15 protein-coding genes are annotated in these 17264 nt (G+C 71.5%); 9 read left to right on the forward strand and 6 right to left on the reverse strand.

The genetic code is table 11. The annotated features are described in order from the left end of the window. Positions 1 to 42: 42 nt before the first annotated feature. A complete protein-coding gene (locus ACWD4G_RS15660) occupies positions 43 to 2319 on the reverse strand; it encodes a hypothetical protein (RefSeq protein WP_451293900.1) in 2277 nt (758 codons plus the stop codon). Between the two features lie 495 nt (positions 2320 to 2814). Here ACWD4G_RS15660 and ACWD4G_RS15665 point away from each other — a divergent pair, with 495 nt between their 5' ends. Continuing rightward, positions 2815 to 3645 (forward strand): DeoR/GlpR family DNA-binding transcription regulator, encoded by an 831-nt coding sequence (locus ACWD4G_RS15665; protein ID WP_451293518.1) that lies wholly within the window; start codon positions 2815 to 2817, stop codon positions 3643 to 3645. 92 nt (positions 3646 to 3737) lie between these two features. Here the strand turns inward: ACWD4G_RS15665 and ACWD4G_RS15670 are convergent, their stop codons facing one another. Further along, the gene (locus tag ACWD4G_RS15670) at positions 3738 to 4883 is read right to left on the reverse strand and encodes a PLP-dependent cysteine synthase family protein (RefSeq protein WP_451293520.1); all 1146 of its coding nucleotides are present in this window, start codon (positions 4881 to 4883) and stop codon (positions 3738 to 3740) included. A gap of 434 nt (positions 4884 to 5317) precedes the next feature. On the opposite strand from ACWD4G_RS15670, the gene ACWD4G_RS15675 reads away from it, so the two are divergent. Continuing rightward, positions 5318 to 5641, forward strand: a complete 324-nt coding sequence (locus ACWD4G_RS15675; protein WP_451293521.1) for a hypothetical protein — start codon at positions 5318 to 5320, stop codon at positions 5639 to 5641. 289 nt (positions 5642 to 5930) lie between these two features. Further along, positions 5931 to 6482 (forward strand): ATP-binding protein, encoded by a 552-nt coding sequence (locus ACWD4G_RS15680; RefSeq protein ID WP_451293522.1) that lies wholly within the window; start codon positions 5931 to 5933, stop codon positions 6480 to 6482. Positions 6483 to 6541: 59 nt separating this feature from the next. On the opposite strand, the gene ACWD4G_RS15685 is transcribed toward ACWD4G_RS15680, so the two are convergent. Then, positions 6542 to 6832, reverse strand: coding sequence for an SHOCT domain-containing protein (locus ACWD4G_RS15685; RefSeq protein WP_451293524.1), 291 nt, complete (start codon positions 6830 to 6832; stop codon positions 6542 to 6544). Between the two features lie 214 nt (positions 6833 to 7046). On the opposite strand from ACWD4G_RS15685, the gene ACWD4G_RS15690 reads away from it, so the two are divergent. Continuing rightward, positions 7047 to 7607, forward strand: a complete 561-nt coding sequence (locus ACWD4G_RS15690) for a TetR/AcrR family transcriptional regulator (protein ID WP_451293526.1) — start codon at positions 7047 to 7049, stop codon at positions 7605 to 7607. An 8-nt stretch (positions 7608 to 7615) separates the two neighbouring features. Further along, positions 7616 to 8200, forward strand: a complete 585-nt coding sequence (locus tag ACWD4G_RS15695) for a DUF4865 family protein (RefSeq protein ID WP_451293528.1) — start codon at positions 7616 to 7618, stop codon at positions 8198 to 8200. 172 nt (positions 8201 to 8372) lie between these two features. On the opposite strand, the gene ACWD4G_RS15700 is transcribed toward ACWD4G_RS15695, so the two are convergent. Continuing rightward, the gene (locus tag ACWD4G_RS15700) at positions 8373 to 9836 is read right to left on the reverse strand and encodes a ketol-acid reductoisomerase (protein WP_451293530.1); all 1464 of its coding nucleotides are present in this window, start codon (positions 9834 to 9836) and stop codon (positions 8373 to 8375) included. Positions 9837 to 9928: 92 nt separating this feature from the next. Between ACWD4G_RS15700 and ilvY the strand changes: the two genes are divergently transcribed. The 4 genes from ilvY to ACWD4G_RS15720 all read left to right on the forward strand — a co-directional run bounded on the left by ilvY (position 9929) and on the right by ACWD4G_RS15720 (position 15257). Continuing rightward, entirely contained in the window at positions 9929 to 10816 is an 888-nt protein-coding gene (ilvY, locus tag ACWD4G_RS15705; protein WP_451293532.1) for an HTH-type transcriptional activator IlvY, read from the forward strand. A 366-nt stretch (positions 10817 to 11182) separates the two neighbouring features. After that, entirely contained in the window at positions 11183 to 13807 is a 2625-nt protein-coding gene (locus ACWD4G_RS15710) for a YfhO family protein (protein WP_451293534.1), read from the forward strand. Positions 13808 to 13827: 20 nt separating this feature from the next. Then, the gene (locus tag ACWD4G_RS15715) at positions 13828 to 14805 is read left to right on the forward strand and encodes a glycosyltransferase family 2 protein (protein ID WP_451293536.1); all 978 of its coding nucleotides are present in this window, start codon (positions 13828 to 13830) and stop codon (positions 14803 to 14805) included. A gap of 17 nt (positions 14806 to 14822) precedes the next feature. After that, on the forward strand, positions 14823 to 15257 hold the full coding sequence (locus ACWD4G_RS15720) for a GtrA family protein (RefSeq protein WP_451293902.1): 435 nt from the start codon (positions 14823 to 14825) through the stop codon (positions 15255 to 15257). Here ACWD4G_RS15720 and ACWD4G_RS15725 read toward each other — a convergent pair. Both ACWD4G_RS15725 and ACWD4G_RS15730 read right to left on the reverse strand, forming a co-directional pair. Continuing rightward, complete coding sequence (locus tag ACWD4G_RS15725; protein WP_451293538.1) at positions 15241 to 16479, reverse strand: ROK family protein; 1239 nt, start codon at positions 16477 to 16479, stop codon at positions 15241 to 15243. The genes ACWD4G_RS15720 and ACWD4G_RS15725 overlap by 17 nt on opposite strands. Before the next feature lie 52 nt (positions 16480 to 16531). Continuing rightward, positions 16532 to 17260, reverse strand: a complete 729-nt coding sequence (locus ACWD4G_RS15730) for an alpha-ketoglutarate-dependent dioxygenase AlkB family protein (RefSeq protein WP_451293540.1) — start codon at positions 17258 to 17260, stop codon at positions 16532 to 16534. Positions 17261 to 17264: the final 4 nt, after the last annotated feature.

Below are 17264 nucleotides of genomic sequence, written 5' to 3' on the forward strand. Positions count from 1 at the left end.
CGGCCGTCGCGGCCATCGCGGCCGACCGCCGGCGGTGGGCGGCTAGCTCCGGCGCGGACCCGGTACGTCCGGGCCGATGCGTGCCAGCAGTCGCCGGCGTTCGTCGGCGAAGGCGGGGTCCGCCTGGTAGTCGGAGTGGCCGAGGATCGGGGCGGGCAGCGGGTGGTCGGCGGTGCGGCCGTAGGCGAGGGGGTCCCGCAGGGGGGCGGCGTCGACCTGGGGGCCTCCGTCGCCGCGCACCTGCACCGGGCCCCCGATCGGGTCGGTGGGGCGGTACAGGTTGCGCCAGCAGTCGACCTCGCGGTGCAGCGAGGCAAGGGCCGACGGGCCGAAGTGGGCCGGGAACCAGCGGCCGTAGAGCCGCTCCAGGGGTGAGCCGTAGGTGAGCAGCGCGACTCTGCCTCGATCGGAGGCCGTCAACTGCCAGGCGGCGGCCGCCGCGAGGACGCTGCCCTGGGAGTGGCCGGAGATCACCAGCCGGCCGCCCGTCGTACGTGTCCAGGTCGCCATCCGCCAGGTCAGGTCGGGGACGGCGCGCTCCGCGTAGCAGGGTGGGGCGAAGGGGTGTGCGGCTCGGGGCCAGAAGGTGCCCACGTCCCAGAGGATGCCGATCGTGCGGCGGGCCGAGGGGTCCTTGTAGGCGCGGCGCCCCCAGGTGACGAAGAGGAGGACGCCCGCGCCGATCAGCCAGGAGCCGAGGGCCTGTGCGGTCCGGGCGGCGCCGTTGATGAACGCGGTCGAGCCGTGCGCCGCGTTCGCCGGTGTGTCGCCGGTGGTCAGGGCGCCGGTCAGGGCCGCGATGCCGAGGAGGAGGGTGAGGGCGGAGACGATGCCGATGATGCGGGGGGCGCGGTCCGTCAGGGCGGCCATGGCCCGGGCTTGAGCGATACGGCGGGTCCGGCCCGGGTCCATGGACTCGTGCGGCTCTCCGCCCTCCTTGTCCAGGTCGTACTCGGTTTCCACTTCTCGTGTCGCCTCTCTCCGCAGCACCCAGGTGCGACGGCCCAGCCACATCGCGAGGGCGAGCGCGACGAGCAGCAGGGGTGGGATCGCCGAAGCCTGCCAGGTGAGGAGGATCGGTGGGCCCGGGAGGGGGTCGCCGGTGCCGTCCAGCCAGTCGGACACGCGTTGGGAGACTCCCGCCGACATCACGCCGCCGAGGGCGCAGGCCAGCATGGCGACCGCGGGGCCCGCCAGACCGCGCATCGCCGTGCGCGGGTCGGGGCGGGAGCGGTGCAGGGAGTGGGCGACCGCACCGAGGGCGACGATCAGAAGGACCTGGACCAGGGCGATTCCGGCGAAGGCGGTGTCTCCCCGGAGTCGGCCCGTCGATGTCCAGTCGGGGCGGGACCAGCCCGCGTACAGCACGGCGAGCAGGAGCAGGGTGATCGAGGCTGCGGGCAGACGGCGTACCAGGTGGTCGTCGAGGTCCTGGTCGAGGCGGTTCTCCGAACGGCCCCTGCGGCAGACCACCCACACCACGGCCACCGCGAGGAGGACGAGGGCGGCGATGAGCAGTCGGCCCAGGAGGTCCAGGGTGGCGGGGCCGTCGGCTCGGAGGTCGTAGTGGGCCGTCGGGGTGGTGATGGCGGCCGAGACCGTCAGGAAGCCGGCCGCCGCGTGGGCGGCGCGGAGTCGGGCGACCAGGCGGCGGCCGTACCAGAAGCCGGGGCGGCCGAGGGCGATCCGTTCGGTGTCCGCGTCGACGGGGCGGGGTCGGGAGCGGGGTGCCGTGGGGTGGGGCGTCGTGGGGTGGGGGTCGCCGTCCGGGTCCATGGGGCGCTGGGATTCGTAGGCGCTCCAGGTGCGATGGGAGAGGTACCAGAGGAGGGCGGTGAGTGCGGTGGGGAGCGCGGCGGCCAGGGCGAGGCGGCGCCCGGGCCCGCTCCACCAGCCGTGGTCGGAGGCGGTCGGGGAGAGGAAGCCGAGCCAGGTGTGCTCCCCCGCGCACGCGCGTGTGCCGGCGCACTGCCAGGCGATCAGGTCGAGGGCGACCTCGCAGGCGGCGGCGACCAGCAGCACGGTCAGGGTGAGGCCGGTCAGTCGGACGAGGAGGCCGTAGAGGCGTACCGTCCGCTGTCGGTCGCGGGTGCTGGGGCGCATCCAGTGGGCGAGGTTGACGACCATGAACGGCAGCAGCAACAGCCACAGGGCGCGGGAGCCGTTGCCCGAGGTGAGGTTGCACCAGACGTAGGCCTCGGGGACCGGTTTGCCCTGGTGGTCCTCGGGGCGGGACTCGGCGTCGGCGTCGTCGATACGGCGGAAGACGGCCGCCGTGTCGTCACCGGTGACCCGGACCGTGCGGGGGTCGTCCAGCATGCGCTCGGGGGTGGTGCCGCCCACGCCGTGGACCAGGAGTTCGAGGGCCGCCGTTCCGTGGGACGCGGGGCGGGCGGGCTCTGCGGGCGTGGGGCCGGGCGGGTCGTGGAGGTGCGCCTCGTCGGGCGGCTGTGCCTCTTCCGTGTGTTCCGGTCGGTCCGTATATTCCGTGTCTTCCGTCGCACGATCCACTGTGCTGCTTCCCCCGTGATGCGCCGCGTGGCAGGTGTGCGGCAGGTGTGAGGTGCCGGCCCGGATGATCGCCGCTCGGTGGGGTTCGTACACCTGTGGTCACCGAATCTCCTCGATCCGTGTGATAGTGGCGGGCGCGAGGACGGATGGTGACGTACTCGCGTCTGTGCAGGTGGTGGCGCCGCTGTCGGTGCGACGTGCGAGTATGGGACGTCCTCGGGGCCGGGACCGGGGGGAATGTCCTTGTCGGAGGGGGTATGGGAGGCATGTCGGGCGTGATGGGGCGAAAGGACCGTAGCGGGCGTGAGTGAGAACCAGAACCTCCTCGCGGAGCAGCGCCGTGCCCTGATCCTCGACGAGGTGCGACGGCGGGGCGGGGTCCGGGTCAATGAGCTGACACGCAAGCTCGGAGTCTCGGACATGACGGTGCGCCGCGATCTGGACGCGCTCGCCCGCCAGGGCGCCGTGGAGAAGGTGCACGGCGGTGCGGTGCCGGTTGCCGAGGCCAGTACGCACGAGCCGGGGTTCGAGGCGAAGTCCGGGCTGGAGCTGAGCGCCAAGGAGGACATCGCGAGGGCCGCCGCCGAGTTGGTCGCGCCGGGGTCGGCGATCGCCCTCTCGGGCGGTACGACCACGTACGCGCTCGCGCATCGCCTCGTGGACGTGCCGGATCTGACCGTGGTCACCAACTCGGTGCGGGTCGCCGATGTGTTCCATGCCGCCCAGCGGTCGTCGGGGCCCCGGCAGGGGGCGGCGACCGTGGTGCTGACCGGGGGTGTGCGGACGCCGTCCGACTCGCTGGTGGGGCCCGTCGCCGATCAGGCGATCGCCGCGCTCCACTTCGATGTGCTGTTCCTCGGGGTGCACGGGATATCGGTCGAGGCCGGGCTGTCCACGCCGAATCTGGCGGAGGCCGAGACCAACCGGCGGCTCGTGCAGTCGGCGCGGCGGGTCGTTGTCGTCGCCGACCACACCAAGTGGGGGACGGTGGGGTTGAGTTCGTTCGCGGCGTTGGAGCAGGTGGACACCTTGGTGACCGATGCGGGGTTGCCCGAGCAGGCTCGGGCTGAGATCTCTGAGCATTTGCGGCGGTTGGTGGTGGCCGGGGAGGGTGAGGACAGCGGGGTGGGTTGAGCTCCTACTCGCCGTAGGGGATGGGGCGTCCTGAGAGTGCGGGCCGTCAGGGGCTGGTCGCGCAGTTCCCCGCGCCCCTTAAGGGGCCCCCCTCAACGGCGGTTACCAGGCACCCCCTCCACCCATACCCCCGTCTCCAGCAGTCTCTCGATGACCGTTGCGTACGGCTCGATGTCCAAGCCCTGCTCCTCCAGCCACGTATCCGAGTAGTACTTGTCCAGGTAGCGGTCGCCCGGGTCGCACAGCAGGGTTACCACGCTGCCCTGGTGGCCCGCCGCCGCCATCTCGGCGGTGATCTTGAGGGCGCTCCACAGGCCCGTTCCCGTGGAGCCGCCCGCCTTGCGGCCGATGGCCTGCTCCAGGGCACGTACGGCGGCGATGGTGGCCGCGTCGGGGACCTTCATCATGCGGTCGACGGCGCCGGGGACGAAGCTGGGCTCCATGCGGGGGCGGCCGATGCCCTCGATACGGGAGCCGCAGTCGCAGGTGACGTCGGGGTTCGAGGTGGTCCAGCCCTCGAAGAAGCAGGAGTTCTCGGGGTCGGCGACACAGATACGGGTGTCGTACTGCATGTAGTGGACGTAGCGCGCGATGGTCGCGGAGGTGCCGCCGGTGCCGGCGGTGGCGACGATCCATGCGGGCTCGGGGAAGCGCTCCAACTCCAGTTGGCGGAAGACGGATTCGGCGATGTTGTTGTTGCCTCGCCAGTCCGTGGCCCGCTCGGCGTAGGTGAACTGGTCCATGTAGTGGCCGCGGGTCTCCACGGCGAGGCGGGCCGACTCCTCGTACATCTTCCGGGAGTCGTCCACGAAGTGGCAGCGCCCGCCGTGGAACTCGATCAGGCGGATCTTCTCGGTGCTGGTGGTGCGGGGCATGACGGCGATGAAGGGGACGCCGATCAGCTTGGCGAAGTACGCCTCGGAGACCGCCGTGGAGCCGCTGGACGCCTCGATGACGGGGCGGCCCGGCCGAATCCAGCCGTTGCACAGGCCGTAGAGGAAGAGGGAGCGGGCGAGGCGGTGTTTGAGGCTGCCGGTGGGGTGCGTCGACTCGTCCTTGAGATACAGGTCGATGCCCCAGTGTTCGGGCAGGGGGAAGCGCAGCAGATGGGTGTCGGCGGAGCGGTTGGCGTCGGCCTGGACCTTGCAGACGGCTTCTTTGAGCCAGGTCCGGTACTCGCTGTCGCTGTGGTCGACATCGAGGGTCGCACCCGGGTGTTGGGGCTGGGGGGTGGTCACGGCGTGCTCCTCACGCATCGCGCCGACGGCGGATCGCGGCGTCGGACGTCCCGATGATAGACACCTTCCACACGCTTCTCACCTGCATAAACATCCCTTTGAGTACCTCAAAGGGACTCCTGTGACGGGATGCGCGGGGCGCATGGGGGGCGCATGCCGCGCATGCGCCGGAACGCCCGCCCCGGCCATCCGTACGCACTGGTGCTCGACCTCGGGGACGTGCAGACTTCACGGCAGGGCCGGGTCGAGCCGAGCCGAAGGGGCCGGGCGCCGGGAGACAGCGCCCCTCGGGCACAGGGGACGGTGGCCCCGGAGGACAGCAGGACCCGGGCACGGAGGACAGGGACACTCGGGCACACTGGATCAGGTGAATCCGGGGTCCCACGCCGGATCACGACAACAGGACGGGCGACATCCACTAGGGGGCGGGGCACATGGCGGAGCCGGAGTTCACGGCCACGGGTGTGCGGATCGGGAAGAGGTTGCGGCAGCTCACCCGGGCGGGGCAGGTCAGGATCGAGGACGGCCGGCTGCAACTGTTGACCAGTTACGGCAGTGAGATCGACAGCGCCCCGGTGCAGGCGGTGCGCGCCTCCAAGCCGTGGTTCGCCAACGAGGACCGGGCGTTGGCCGATGTCAACGGCACCCGTTACACGCTTACGTTGAACGAGCACGACCCGGCTCCGGGCAAGCCGGGGCCGCCTTCCGCGCGCCGGTTCATAGAGGCGGTACGCAGGGCCGCGGGGCGCGGCGGCTGACGCACCGCGAGTTGCGGGACCGGACCCCCTGAGTCACGCTGGTCTCACATCACTCTGGGTTTACCGGCGATAACGCTGCGAACCAGCCCGCCGGTCAGAACAGCGGGCGGCGATCGGTACGCAGCCACCCCACGAGCAGGCGGCAGCCGGTCGGAGGCCGCCCCACGAAGCGGCAGTTGTACGCAGCCGTTCCACAGCAGGCGGCGTTTTCGCCCAGCCACCTCGCTGGTTTTCGTACTCCGATCTCCTTCCGGTCTTCTTCCGGACTCAACTTCGGGGAGTCGCAGCCGTGATCAGCCAGCAAAGCAGGCACTGCACGGTGGAGCTCCAAGCCCTGCCGTCGCGGATCGGCCAGGTCCGCAGAATCGTCTCTGCGCAATTGCGCTACTGGCATCTCGATCCCCTGATAGACCGGGCCGCGCTCGGTGTCACCGAGTTGCTGTCCAACGTCCACCGGCATGCCGAGCCCGACAAGATGTGCACCGTCGAGATGGAGTTGCTCCTCGGCCGGCTCACGGTCTCGGTCCATGACAACGACCCCCGCCTCCCGGTCGTGCAGGACGCGGAGGTCTTCGCCACCAGCGGTCGCGGGCTCGCGATGGTCGCCGCGGTGAGCGAGACCTGGGGCGTACGGCCGCACGGCGAGTCGGGGAAGGTCGTGTGGTTCACGCTGCCCGTCGCCTCGGCGGCGGTGCCGAAGATCTCGCCGTACGCCACCGGAAGGACGCAGACGCCGTCCCACGCGCCCGCGAAGGCGCTGTCCTGCGACGCCGGACGTCGGCCCGCCGCCCGCGGGCACAGGTCCGAACACGCTCCCGCCCGGTCCGCCGTCGCAGGTTGACCGGGCGGTGACCCTCCCCTCCCACGGCACCGGGCCCGGACACCGGGCCCTGCCGGCGGTCATGGTGCGCCGTTCCTGCCCGGGCGGCCGAACTGTTCGTCCAGGACGGACAGCCGCCGCCAGTACTCGTCCTCGTCGATCTCGCCGGAGGCGAAGCGGTGGCCGAGGACGGTGAGGGGCGAGTCGGCGGAGGGGCGGGGGTCGGTGGGCTCACGCCACGGTCCGCGTCGGCCGCGCCAGACAGTGCGGCGAAGGACGGTGACGGCGCCGACCACGACGGCCAGCCAGATCAGCGGGAAGAAAAGAATCCAGGGTCCGGGCCCGCCGTCCCAGTTCGCGAGGGTCTGCATGTCGAACTCATCTCCCAGGTGAGGTTCTCCGCGTTCGTGACGTTTCGAGACTCTCTCCCGGAGGGGGTCCGGGTCGTCGTACGGGCAGCGGCAGTGGGCGTACGACGTGGGGAGTACGGCGAACGGCTGGGCGTGCTCCTGACGGCTGGGCGTGCTCCTTGGACGCCAACCCGCCGCTCGACTTCTGTAACTACTAGTATGTACAGTACTCACCATGAGCACCCCGGAGCGTCTGATCGAGTCCACGCGTGAGCTGCTGTGGGAGCGCGGCTATGTGGGCACCAGCCCCAAGGCCATCCTGGAGCGTTCGGGTGCCGGGCAGGGCAGTATGTACCACCACTTCAAGGGCAAGCCCGACCTCGCGCTGGCCGCGATCCGCAGGACCGCCGAGGAGTTGCGGGCCGCCGCCCGGGGAGTGCTCGACGGCCCCGGCACCCCGTACGAGCGCATCGAGGCGTATCTGCGGCGGGAGCGCGATGTGCTGCGGGGCTGTCCGATCGGGCGGCTGACGATGGACCCGGACGTGATCGCCAGCGACGAACTGCGGGCGCCGGTCGACGAGACGATCGACTGGCTGCGCGAGCATCTCGCCGGACTCGTCGAAGAGGGCCGGGAACAGGGCCAGTTCGCGCCGGAACTGAACGCGGAGGAGATTGCCGCGACGATCGTGGCGACCGTGCAGGGCGGCTATGTCCTGGCCCGCGCGTCGGGGTCACCGGCCGCGTTCGACACGGGGGTCCGGGGGCTGCTCACGCTGTTGCGACCGGTTCGATAGGAGATCGCGTGCACGCCATGCAGTACGAGTTCACCCTGCCCGCCGACTACGACATGGGAGTCGTCCGTTCCCGGGTCACCCGTGTCGGGCATCTGCTGGACGGGTGGGAGGGGCTCGGCGTCAAGACGTATCTGCTGAGGGAGCACGGCAGATTCGGGTCGGCGGTCAACCAGTACGGGTCCTTCTACCTCTGGAACACCGTGGAGGGGATGAACGCCTTCCTGTGGGGAGGCGCCTTCCAAGGGCCCGTGAACGACTTCGGGCGGCCCCTGGTGCGTCAGTGGACGGGGCTCGCGTACGAGGAGGGCGTCGCCGCGGGCTCCTCGGCCGCGTTCGCCGTGCGACGGAGCCGACCGGTGCCGGAGGGAGTGGAGTTGGCCGCGTTCCTGGCGGAGGCGGTGGCGGAGACCGGACGGTTGGCCGGGCGGGACGGTGCCGTGTTGACGGCGGCCGTCGTCGACACGCGCGCGTGGGAGGTGGTCCACTTCTCGCTCTGGGAGCACGACACACCCGGCGTCGAGGGCGAGGTGTACCAGGTCCTCCATCTGTCGGCCCCGGGGCGCGGTGAGCTGCCACGAGGCCGACAGTGGTGAGCGGGGCGGTGGGGGTACCTCCCGCGGTGGGGGCACCTCCCGCTCGAACGAAGCTGAGAGTGGGGGAGTTGGCAACCGACGACAACGCCGCTGGGGGTACCCCCACGCCCTTGAGGCAGTGGGGGAGTGCGTGCCACGCCCCGCGGCCCAGGCGTGATCCAAACGACAGGCCCTAGGACACGGAGATGTCCACGGACGGCCTCAGCTTCGCCGCGGCGGCCAGGGCCTCGTGGACGGGGTGGGTGTCGAAGGACGTCAACAGGGGCTGGTCGGCGGGGTGTTCGGCGGCCGGGTAGGCGATCTGTTCGTAGGCCGACTGGAAGCGCGGGCCCCAGCGGCGGGCGCCCAGGCGGGCCGTACGCGAGCAGTTGTCGACCATGTACGCGACATCGCGGGCGTGCATATAGGGCAACAGGGAGTCGACGGCCTCGATGACCGACTCGTTGACGATCTCCGACCAGGGGTGGCCGCGCTCGGCGAACTCGTCGATCTGGGCCAGCATGGTGGCGACGAACACCCCGGCGGTGAACGGGTCGACCGGCAGCTCGCGTTCACCCCGCCGGGCGCGCACCCGGTCGCTCACCGACCACATCGGCGAGCCCCCGATCTCGCTCATCGGGCGGGCGCCCAGCCGCCGTTCGGCCAGCAGGACGCCGCGCAGCTCGGTGCCGTCGGCGACCTCGTCGTAGATCTCCGCGACGATCTCACGGGCGGGACCGTATGTCGCCGAGTACGCGCGGTCGAAGACCTCCCGGGCGTCGGCGTCCAGGTCTTCGCGCACCGCCCGTAGTCCGGCGCGCGAGATGGTGCGGGCGATGGGGCCGGTGACGTTCTCGCAGGAGCGTTCGTACGCGGTCAGCTCGTCGTCCCCGGCGAGGCGGTAACGGGTGTGGAGGCTCTCGACGATGCCGTGGACGGCGCCGAGGAGGATGGCGCGTTCGCCGACGATGTCGGAGTGGTACTCGCTCTCCAGAGTGGTGCGGAAGGTGTACGGGGAGCCGAGCGCGACCGACCAGGCGAGGGCGCGGTCGGCGGCGTTGCCGTCGGGGTCGGCGTGGACCGCGTAACTGCTGTTGATCCCGGCGCCGTTGATCTCGATGCCCTGTTGGTACAGACGGCGTACCGAGTCGCCCATCCCTTTCGGGCAGACCGCGATGACCCCGTGGCCCGGCGGGAAGTCGCCGCCGGTCTCGCGGAGGTGGCCGAGGAGGAAGCCGTGGGAGAGGCCGATATTGGCGCCCGGCTTGAGCGCGGCGAAGAGCCGCTGGTGGTGGGCGGCGAGTGCGGCGTCCGCGATGAGAAGGAGGACGAGGTCGCTGTCGGCGGTGACGGTGAGCCAGTCGCCGAGCGTGCTGTCCGTCTCGGTGAAGCCGTGGGCGCGGGCGTCGGCGGCCGAGGTGGAGCCGGGGCGGAGGCCGACGGTGACGGTGATGCCGGTGCCGGCGAGGGAGTCGCGGAGGTTGAGCGCCTGGGCCCGCCCCTGTGGGCCCCAGCCGATGACGCCGACACGGCGGACCCCGGCGAGGGCCCGGGGCAGCAGGGGGAAGAGGTGGCGTCCGCCGCGCAGGACGGTCTCCGTGCCGCCGGGGACGTCCATGGTTTCGAGGGCGAAGACTGTGGAGGAGGTGGTCGTCATGGAGTCGAGTTGTAGGGTCCGGTTCATCGTTGCGGCAAGCGCAACCTTCGCATCGCGGTGTTGCGGCAGATGAAAGGGCCAGGTGAGGGTGGGTGCGGGATGATCATCGGGAGCTTCGGCTGTTCCTTCATCTGGCGGGGACGCTGAACTTCGGGCGGACCAGCCTCGACTGCCATGTCAGCCCGGCGACGCTGACGCGGACCGTGCAGCGGCTGGAGTCGGAGCTGGGGCATCGGCTCTTCGACCGTGGGCCGAGGGGTGTCTCGCTGACGGCCGAGGGGCACCGCTTCCGCGAGTACGCCGTCCGGGCACTGGAGTTGTGGCGTGCGTACCGCGAGGAGCATCCCGACCCGGCGGAACTCACCGGCCGACTGGCGGTGTTCGCCACGGTCACGGCGTGCCAGGCGCTGCTGCCCGACCTGTTGGCGCCCTTCCGCCGGGCCCATCCGCAAGTGCGGCTCGATCTGCGCACCGGGGACGCGGCGGCGGCGCTGGCCCGGCTCGACGAGGGCGAGGTGGACGTGGCGGTGGCGGGCATCCCGGCGCGGCTGCCGGAGGCGCTGGTCAGCCGGACGGTGGCCACGACCGACCTGGTCTTCGTCAGTGCCCTCGACCGGCCGGACCCCGGCCTCGACGGGCCCTTCGTGCTCCCCCATCGAGGGCTGGTCCGTGACGCGGCCGACCGCTGGTTCCGGGGTCGTGGCTCCGTCCCCGAGGTGGCGGCGGAGCCGGACGGCCACGAAGGGCTGCTGACGCTGGTCGCGTTGGGCTGCGGGACCGGTGTGGTGCCGCGTCTGGTGCTCGACCACACCGCGGTGCGCGAGCGGCTGTCGGTGATCCCGGTGGAGGTTCCGGCGGAGCCGTTCCCCATCGGGCTCTGCGTACGGCGGGCCGATCTGCGGCGGCCCCAGGTGGCGGCGCTGTGGAGCCTCACGGGCTCGGGGACGGAGAGCGGGCGGTCCGCCCATTCCTTGCTCTGAATTTCTCCGATCCGCACAACCTTCTCGGACCCTCAGGCCTCTAATTCGGCGAATACCCGAAGCACGGGGAGTGAGAGCCCCGGAATTCTCTGGGGGTCCGTTCCGAATGATCAGCTCCACTTTCTCGGCCGTCGCATTCCGATGCGCTTACGGCCCCGGCGGTTCCACCGGGGAATGTGGGATGGCTCACGGAGACCCGGTCGACGGAGCGGACAGGGACAGGCTGTGAAGCCCACGACCACCCGTTCCCCGGCACCGCTCCGGCCGCCGGACGAAGCCTCGCCGCCCACGGGACCGCGACCGCGGAGCAAAGCCGCGCCGCTCGCGAGACCGCGCCCGCGGAGCAGAGCCGCCCTGCTCGCGGCGGTGTTCACCACCACCGTGCTGTGCGCCGCCGATGCGATCGCCCGCAGCTACCCCTTCGGGCCCCGCACCCGCAGCGTCAACGACCTGGGCAACCAGTACGTCCCGTTCCACGCCCACCTGTGGGACCTGCTGCGCGGCAGGGCCGACGGCGGGCTGTACGTCAACTGGCAGTCGGGGTACGGCTCCAGCTTCCTGCCCGACCTCGGTACCTATCTGAGCAGCCCGTTCGCCGTGCTCGTGGCGCTGTTCCCGCGCGACGACATCGACCTCGCCGTGTACGCGGTCACCCTGCTGAAGGTGGCCTCGGCCGCCGCCGCGATGGCCTGGCTGCTGCTCGCGCTGCGCCCCGGCCGCTGGTGGGCGGCGGGGCTGCTCGGGGCGTCGTACGCGCTCTGCGGCTGGACCCTCGCGGACGCGGTCTACAACCCGATGTGGCTGGACGGCCTGGTCGCCCTGCCGCTGCTGTGCCTGGTCGGCGAGTGGGCGATCCGGGGGCGGCGCCCGGTCCTCGGGGTGGTGATCGTGGCGCTCGCCTGGATCGCCAACTTCTACACCGCGTACATGGCGACCCTCGCCGCCGGTCTGGTGCTGCTGCTCCGCCTGTGGCTCGGCGATCTCGCGCGCCGGCAGCGGGTGCGGGCGGCGGGGCGGGCCGTACTGACGGTCGTGCTCGGCATCGGGCTGGCCGCGCCGCTGGTGACGGTCGTGTACTTCGGCACCCGGCACGCCTATCCGGGCCGGGTGCGGCAGTTCACGCCCGTCCCCACCGAGGACCTGCTGGCGAGGCTGCTGCCGACGACGTACAGCTTCAGTACGCCGGCCGTGTTCGTGGGGACGACGGCGCTGCTGCTGGCGCTCGCGCTGCCGTTCCACCGGGCGGTCCCGGTGCGGGTGCGGGCCGGGTGGACCGTGCTGGTGCTGCTGGTGGCGCTGTCGACGCAGTGGGAGCCGACGCATCTGCTGTGGCATGCCTTCGCCACCCCGCAGGGCAGTTCGTACCGTCAGACGTTCGCGCTGTGCGCGCTGCTGGTGATCGCCGCCTGGCACGCGCTGTCGTACGGCTTTCCCGATCTGCGGGCGCTGGGGGCGGCGGGTGCGCTGCTGGCGGTGGTCATCGCCGTGGCGAGCACCAGTGAGAAGCCTCTGAAGTCGGTGAGTCTGCCGCTGGCGGTGCTGGCCGCCGTGGGGGCGCTGACCGGGCTGCTGCTGGCGGGCCGGGGGATTCGCAGAAGCAATGGCAAGCCCCTGGTGGTCGCGGCCGTCGCCCTGCTGGTGTGCACGCAGTTCGGTGAGGCCGCCGCGACCTCGGCCGTCGACACCCGGCTGCGGCTCGGGCACATGGACGACTACGCGCCCTGGGGCGCCCGCCAGCAGACGCAGGCGGACGTGGTCGCCGGGGCCGACGGCTGGCCCCGGTACCGCACCGACCCGGGCCGGGAGCAGACCGTCGGCAACGATCCGCTGCTGGTGGGCGGGCAGGGCGCCCAGTACTACAGCAGTCTCACCTCCGATGTCCTCAGCCGGACGATGACCGCCCTCGGCGGTGGCTGGACCTCGCGCGGCCGCAATGTGCAGAGCCTCGACAACGCGGTCACGGACGCCATCTTCTCCGTGGGCGCCCGGGTGCACTCACCGCCCGACCCGCACCAGAACTGGTTCCCGCAGGACGGCAGTCGGACCACCGTGACCCGGCGGGACGTACCTCCGCTGGTGACCGTACGGCCCACCGTCAAGGGCCCCGAGGGCAGTACCGGGCTCGGCGCCTTCGGGCCGTCGCCGTACCGCAATCAGGAGATGCTGCTGGGGTCGCGGGTGTACACCGTGCCCCGGTTCACCGTGCGCACCGCCGCAGGGAAGGCGCCGTCCCCGAGTGACGACGAGCGCCCCGGGCTCCGTGTGGGAGCGATTCCGTACGCCTCGGTCGAGCGGAAGCCGACGATCACGGGCAGCTGCCCGGCCGGCAGCGAGCTGTATCTGTGGGCGCCGCACTTCTCGGGCACCGCGCGACTGGCCGGGGCCTCGGCGGACGGGTCGGCGGGGGCCTCGGCGGGCGGGCCGACCGGGCGGTTCCGGTCCGACCCGCAGATCACCAAGATCGCCCCGATGCAGCGGATGGGCACGGTCCCGGACTCCGGGCGGTTCCGGATCGAACTGTCGCCGAACAAGACCAGCCTGATCCCGGACGGCGCGATCGGCTGCCTGGACACCGGGAAACTGAACGCCGCCGTGGAGCGGTTGAAGGAGACCGGCGCCACGAAGGTGAGCGTGGACGACGGCACCGTCCGGGCCCGACTGCCCGCCGGCAGCACGGGGCTGGCGGTCCTCGCGATGCCCCGGATCTCCGGCTGGCGCTGCGCCGCCGACAACGCGCCCGCCAAGCCCGCCCAGAGCTACTACGGACTGACCGCCGTACCCCTCTACGGCTCCGTGTCCAGCGTGACCTGCACCTTTCACCCGCCGGGGCTGCGCCTCGGTACGGCGGTCGGGGGCGTCTCGCTCGGCGCGGCACTGATTCTCGGCACGATGGGCGCCCTGCGCCGTCGACAGCCCCCGACCCGGACGGCCCCACCCGGACCGGTCACCTTCCCACCGCCCGTACGCGAGCACGTGACCGACGCTCACTGATCACCACTGGGGGAACAACCATGCTCATCTCGATCGTCGCACCCTGCTACAACGAGGAAGCCGTCCTCGCGCGCTTCCACGAAGAGGTCCAGAAGGTCGCGGAGGAACTCCTTCCGCTGGGCCACGACATGGAGTTCGTCTACGTCGACGACGGCAGCCGGGACCGGACGCTGGCCGTGCTGAAGCAGCTGGCCGAGCTGGACGCGCGCGTGCGGTATGTGTCGTTCAGCCGTAACTTCGGCAAGGAGGCGGCGCTCCTCGCGGGGCTGCGGCACGCCTCGGGTGACTCCGTGATCGTCATGGACGCCGACCTCCAGCACCCGCCCGAGCTGATCGCCCGCATGGTCCGGCTGCGCGAACAGGGCTACGACCAGGTCATCGCCCGCCGCAACAGGACCGGCGACGGCTTTCTGCGCACGCTCACCGCCCGCCTCTACTACCGGCTCGTCAACCGTGTCGTGGATGTGGAACTCGTCGACGGCGTGGGCGACTTCCGGCTACTGTCCCGTCGGGTCGTGGACTCGGTCCTGGACCTCACCGAGTACAACCGCTTCTCCAAGGGCCTGTTCGCCTGGGTGGGTTTCCCGAGCACCACCTTCGAGTACGAGAACGCCGTGCGGGAGCACGGCCGTTCCTCCTGGAGCTTCAAGTCCCTGCTCAACTACGGCCTCGACGGGCTGCTCTCCTTCAACAACCGGCCCCTGCGCGCCGCCGTCCACCTGGGCCTGTGCCTGCTGGTGTGCGCGGGGGCCTACACCGCCTGGATCGTGGGGTCCGCACTCGTCAACGGCGTGGACACGCCCGGCTATGTCACCATCATCACGGCCATCACCGGTCTTGCGGGAGTGCAGATGATCATGCTCGGGGTGATCGGGGAGTACACCGGGCGGATCTACTACGAGGTGAAGGGGCGCCCGCACTTCCTGGTGAAGGCCACCAACGTCAAGCGGACGGAAGGCCGTGAAGCGTGCAGCACGACGAAGGACGCCGTTCGCTGATGCACACGGCAACGCACATGTCACCGGAGGCGTCACCGCCGTCCGTGACGCCGTCCGAGGCACGTCCGGCGCCGCCACGCCGGATCTCGGGGCAGATCGTCGTCTTCGCCGTGGTCGGCGTGATCAACACGCTCACTTATTACGGCCTTTACCTCTTGTTTCTTCTCAGGCTTCCTTATCTCGCCGCGCATATTCTTGCCTTTGCCCTGAGTATGACGGGGTCGTTTTTCCTGAACGCCAGATTCACCTATCGCACCCGCCCGACCTGGCGGAAATTCCTGTTGTTCCCGCTGACCAATGCCACGAACTTCGTGATCACCACGGTGGGTGTGTATGTGATCGTCGACGTGCTGCACGCCGGCAACCGGTTCGCCCCGCTGATGGCGTCGGCGGCGGCGATCCCGGTGACGTTCGCGGTCTCCCGGATGATCATGCTCAGACCAACGCGGTGAGCGGGTCGTCGAGTACCGGCTGCCAGGCCAACTCGGCGGCCCCGACGAGGCTGTTGTGGGCCAGCGTGCACGGCAGGACCGGTACGCCCCCGCTCTGACCCCACAGGCTGCGCTCGGCGACGACGGCACGCAGCCGGCCCGGGTCGGCGTCGAGCAGGGCGCGGTGCATCCCGCCGAGGATGATGCGGTCGGGGTTGAGGATGTTGACCAGTCCGGCCAGGCCGAGGCCGAGACGGTCGATCAGGACCTCGGTGGCACCGCGGACCGCGGGGTCGTCGTACCGGGTGCGGATCAGCTCGTCGGCCTGCTGGATCAGCGAGCCCTCCGGGCCGGGTTCACGGCCGGCCGCGTCGAGGAAGGCCAGCGGGTCGACCTCGACGTCCAGACAGCCCCGGCTGCCGCAGTGGCAGGGGCGGCCCTCGGGGTTGACGGTGAGATGGCCCACTTCGAGCGCGAGCCCCGAACTGCCCATGTGCAGACGGCCGTCGAGGACCAGCGCACCGCCGACGCCCCGGTGCCCGGTGGCCACGCACAGCAGATCGCGGGCCCCGCGTCCGGCGCCGTGCCGATGCTCGGCGAGCGCCGCGAGGTTGACGTCGTTCGCCGCGAACGCGGGCCCCTCGATGCCCGCCGCCCGGACCCGCTCGGCGAAGATGTCCCGCACGGGCGCCCCGGTGGGCCAGGCCAGATGCAGCGGGTTGAGGGCCAGCCCCGCCGGTTCGGCGACCGACGACGGCACGGCGAGGCCCGCGCCCACACAGCGCCGCCCGGTCGCGCGCAGCAGATCGGCGCCCGCGTCGACGACCGAGCCGAGGACCTTCGCCGGGTCGGCGTCGACGATCTCGCAGGCGGGCGTGGTGGCGACGATCCGTCCGCCGAGCCCGACCAGCGCGGCCCGCCAGCCGTCGGCGTGCACCTGGGCGGCCAGCGCGACCGGGCCCTCCTCGGCGACTTCGAGGCGGTGCGAGGGTCTGCCCTGCGATCCGGCGGCGGCTCCCGGGTGCGCGTCGACCCGGATCAGCCCCAGCGCCTCCAACTCGGCGGCGACGGCGCCCGCCGTGGCCCGGGTGACGCCCAGTTCGGCGGTGAGCACCGCGCGGGTGGGTGCCCGTCCGGTGTGCACGAGTTCGAGCGCCGGACCCAGCGCGCCCCTCCCCCGGTCCAGCCGAGTCCTCGTCGTCGCTGTCCCTTCGCCCGCCTTGGGGGCCGCCTTGCCGTCCATGGGGGCGAGTCTCCCATGATCCGCTCGGGCTCGAACCCGGTCGCGTTCCACGTCAGCCACGCTCGAAACCGCTCACCCGCAGGGTGATGTTCAACCGCCCGGTCAGGCCCAACTCCGGCGGAGCCGTGCCCGCCCACACCCTCGGCACCCCGTGGTAAGCGAGCCGCGACGCCCCGCCGAACACGAACAGATCACCGCTGCGCAGCTCCACGTCCGTGTAGGGCCGGGCCCTCGACTCCGTGTTGCCGAACCGGAAGACGCAGGTGTCGCCGAGGCTCAACGACACCACCGGCGCGTCCGACGTCTCGTCGCCGTCGCGGTGCATCCCCATCCGGGCATCGCCGTCATAGAAGTTGATCAGAGCGATGTCGTACGCAGGGCTCGCCCCGGTCTCGGCCTCGGCGCCTGCCCCGGCCTCCTTCCCCGCCTCGGCCCGCGCCCCTGCCATGGCCTCCGCTTCCGCCTCGCCGAGCGCCGACGCGACCGCCCGTCGCCCCAGCTCGCCGAGCCACTGGGGGAACGGCTTCACGGGCTCGCCGTCGCCGTCGACGGCCGTGCGGGCGTAGGCGTACGGGTACCAGTGCCAGCCGAGACAGACCTGCCGGGCGGTCATCGTGCCGCCGCCGGGTGTGCGGACCGTGCGGAGCCCGGCGGGCGGTCGGGCCCAGTCGCGGCAGGCGTCCAGGAGCCGCCGCTGCTGTTCCGTGTCCAGCCAGTCCGGGACGTGGACCGCGCCGGGGGCGATCTCGGTACGGCCGCGGGGGAACAGTTCGGCTTCCATGCGT

It is taken from the genome of Streptomyces sp. NPDC002643 (assembly GCF_053592555.1).

Bases quoted from the DNA above. Each gene is read 5' to 3' on its own strand.
- ACWD4G_RS15660 (WP_451293900.1), bottom strand. From the start codon at position 2,319: ATGCTGGACGACCCCCGCACGGTCCGGGTCACCGGTGACGACACGGCG.
- ACWD4G_RS15675 (WP_451293521.1), top strand. From the start codon at position 5,318: ATGGCGGAGCCGGAGTTCACGGCCACGGGTGTGCGGATCGGGAAGAGG.
- ACWD4G_RS15685 (WP_451293524.1), bottom strand. From the start codon at position 6,832: ATGCAGACCCTCGCGAACTGGGACGGCGGGCCCGGACCCTGGATTCTT.
- ACWD4G_RS15690 (WP_451293526.1), top strand. From the start codon at position 7,047: ATGAGCACCCCGGAGCGTCTGATCGAGTCCACGCGTGAGCTGCTGTGG.
- ACWD4G_RS15700 (WP_451293530.1), bottom strand. From the start codon at position 9,836: ATGACGACCACCTCCTCCACAGTCTTCGCCCTCGAAACCATGGACGTC.
- ACWD4G_RS15715 (WP_451293536.1), top strand. From the start codon at position 13,828: ATGCTCATCTCGATCGTCGCACCCTGCTACAACGAGGAAGCCGTCCTC.
- ACWD4G_RS15720 (WP_451293902.1), top strand. From the start codon at position 14,823: ATGTCACCGGAGGCGTCACCGCCGTCCGTGACGCCGTCCGAGGCACGT.
- ACWD4G_RS15725 (WP_451293538.1), bottom strand. From the start codon at position 16,479: ATGGACGGCAAGGCGGCCCCCAAGGCGGGCGAAGGGACAGCGACGACG.
- ACWD4G_RS15730 (WP_451293540.1), bottom strand. From the start codon at position 17,260: ATGGAAGCCGAACTGTTCCCCCGCGGCCGTACCGAGATCGCCCCCGGC.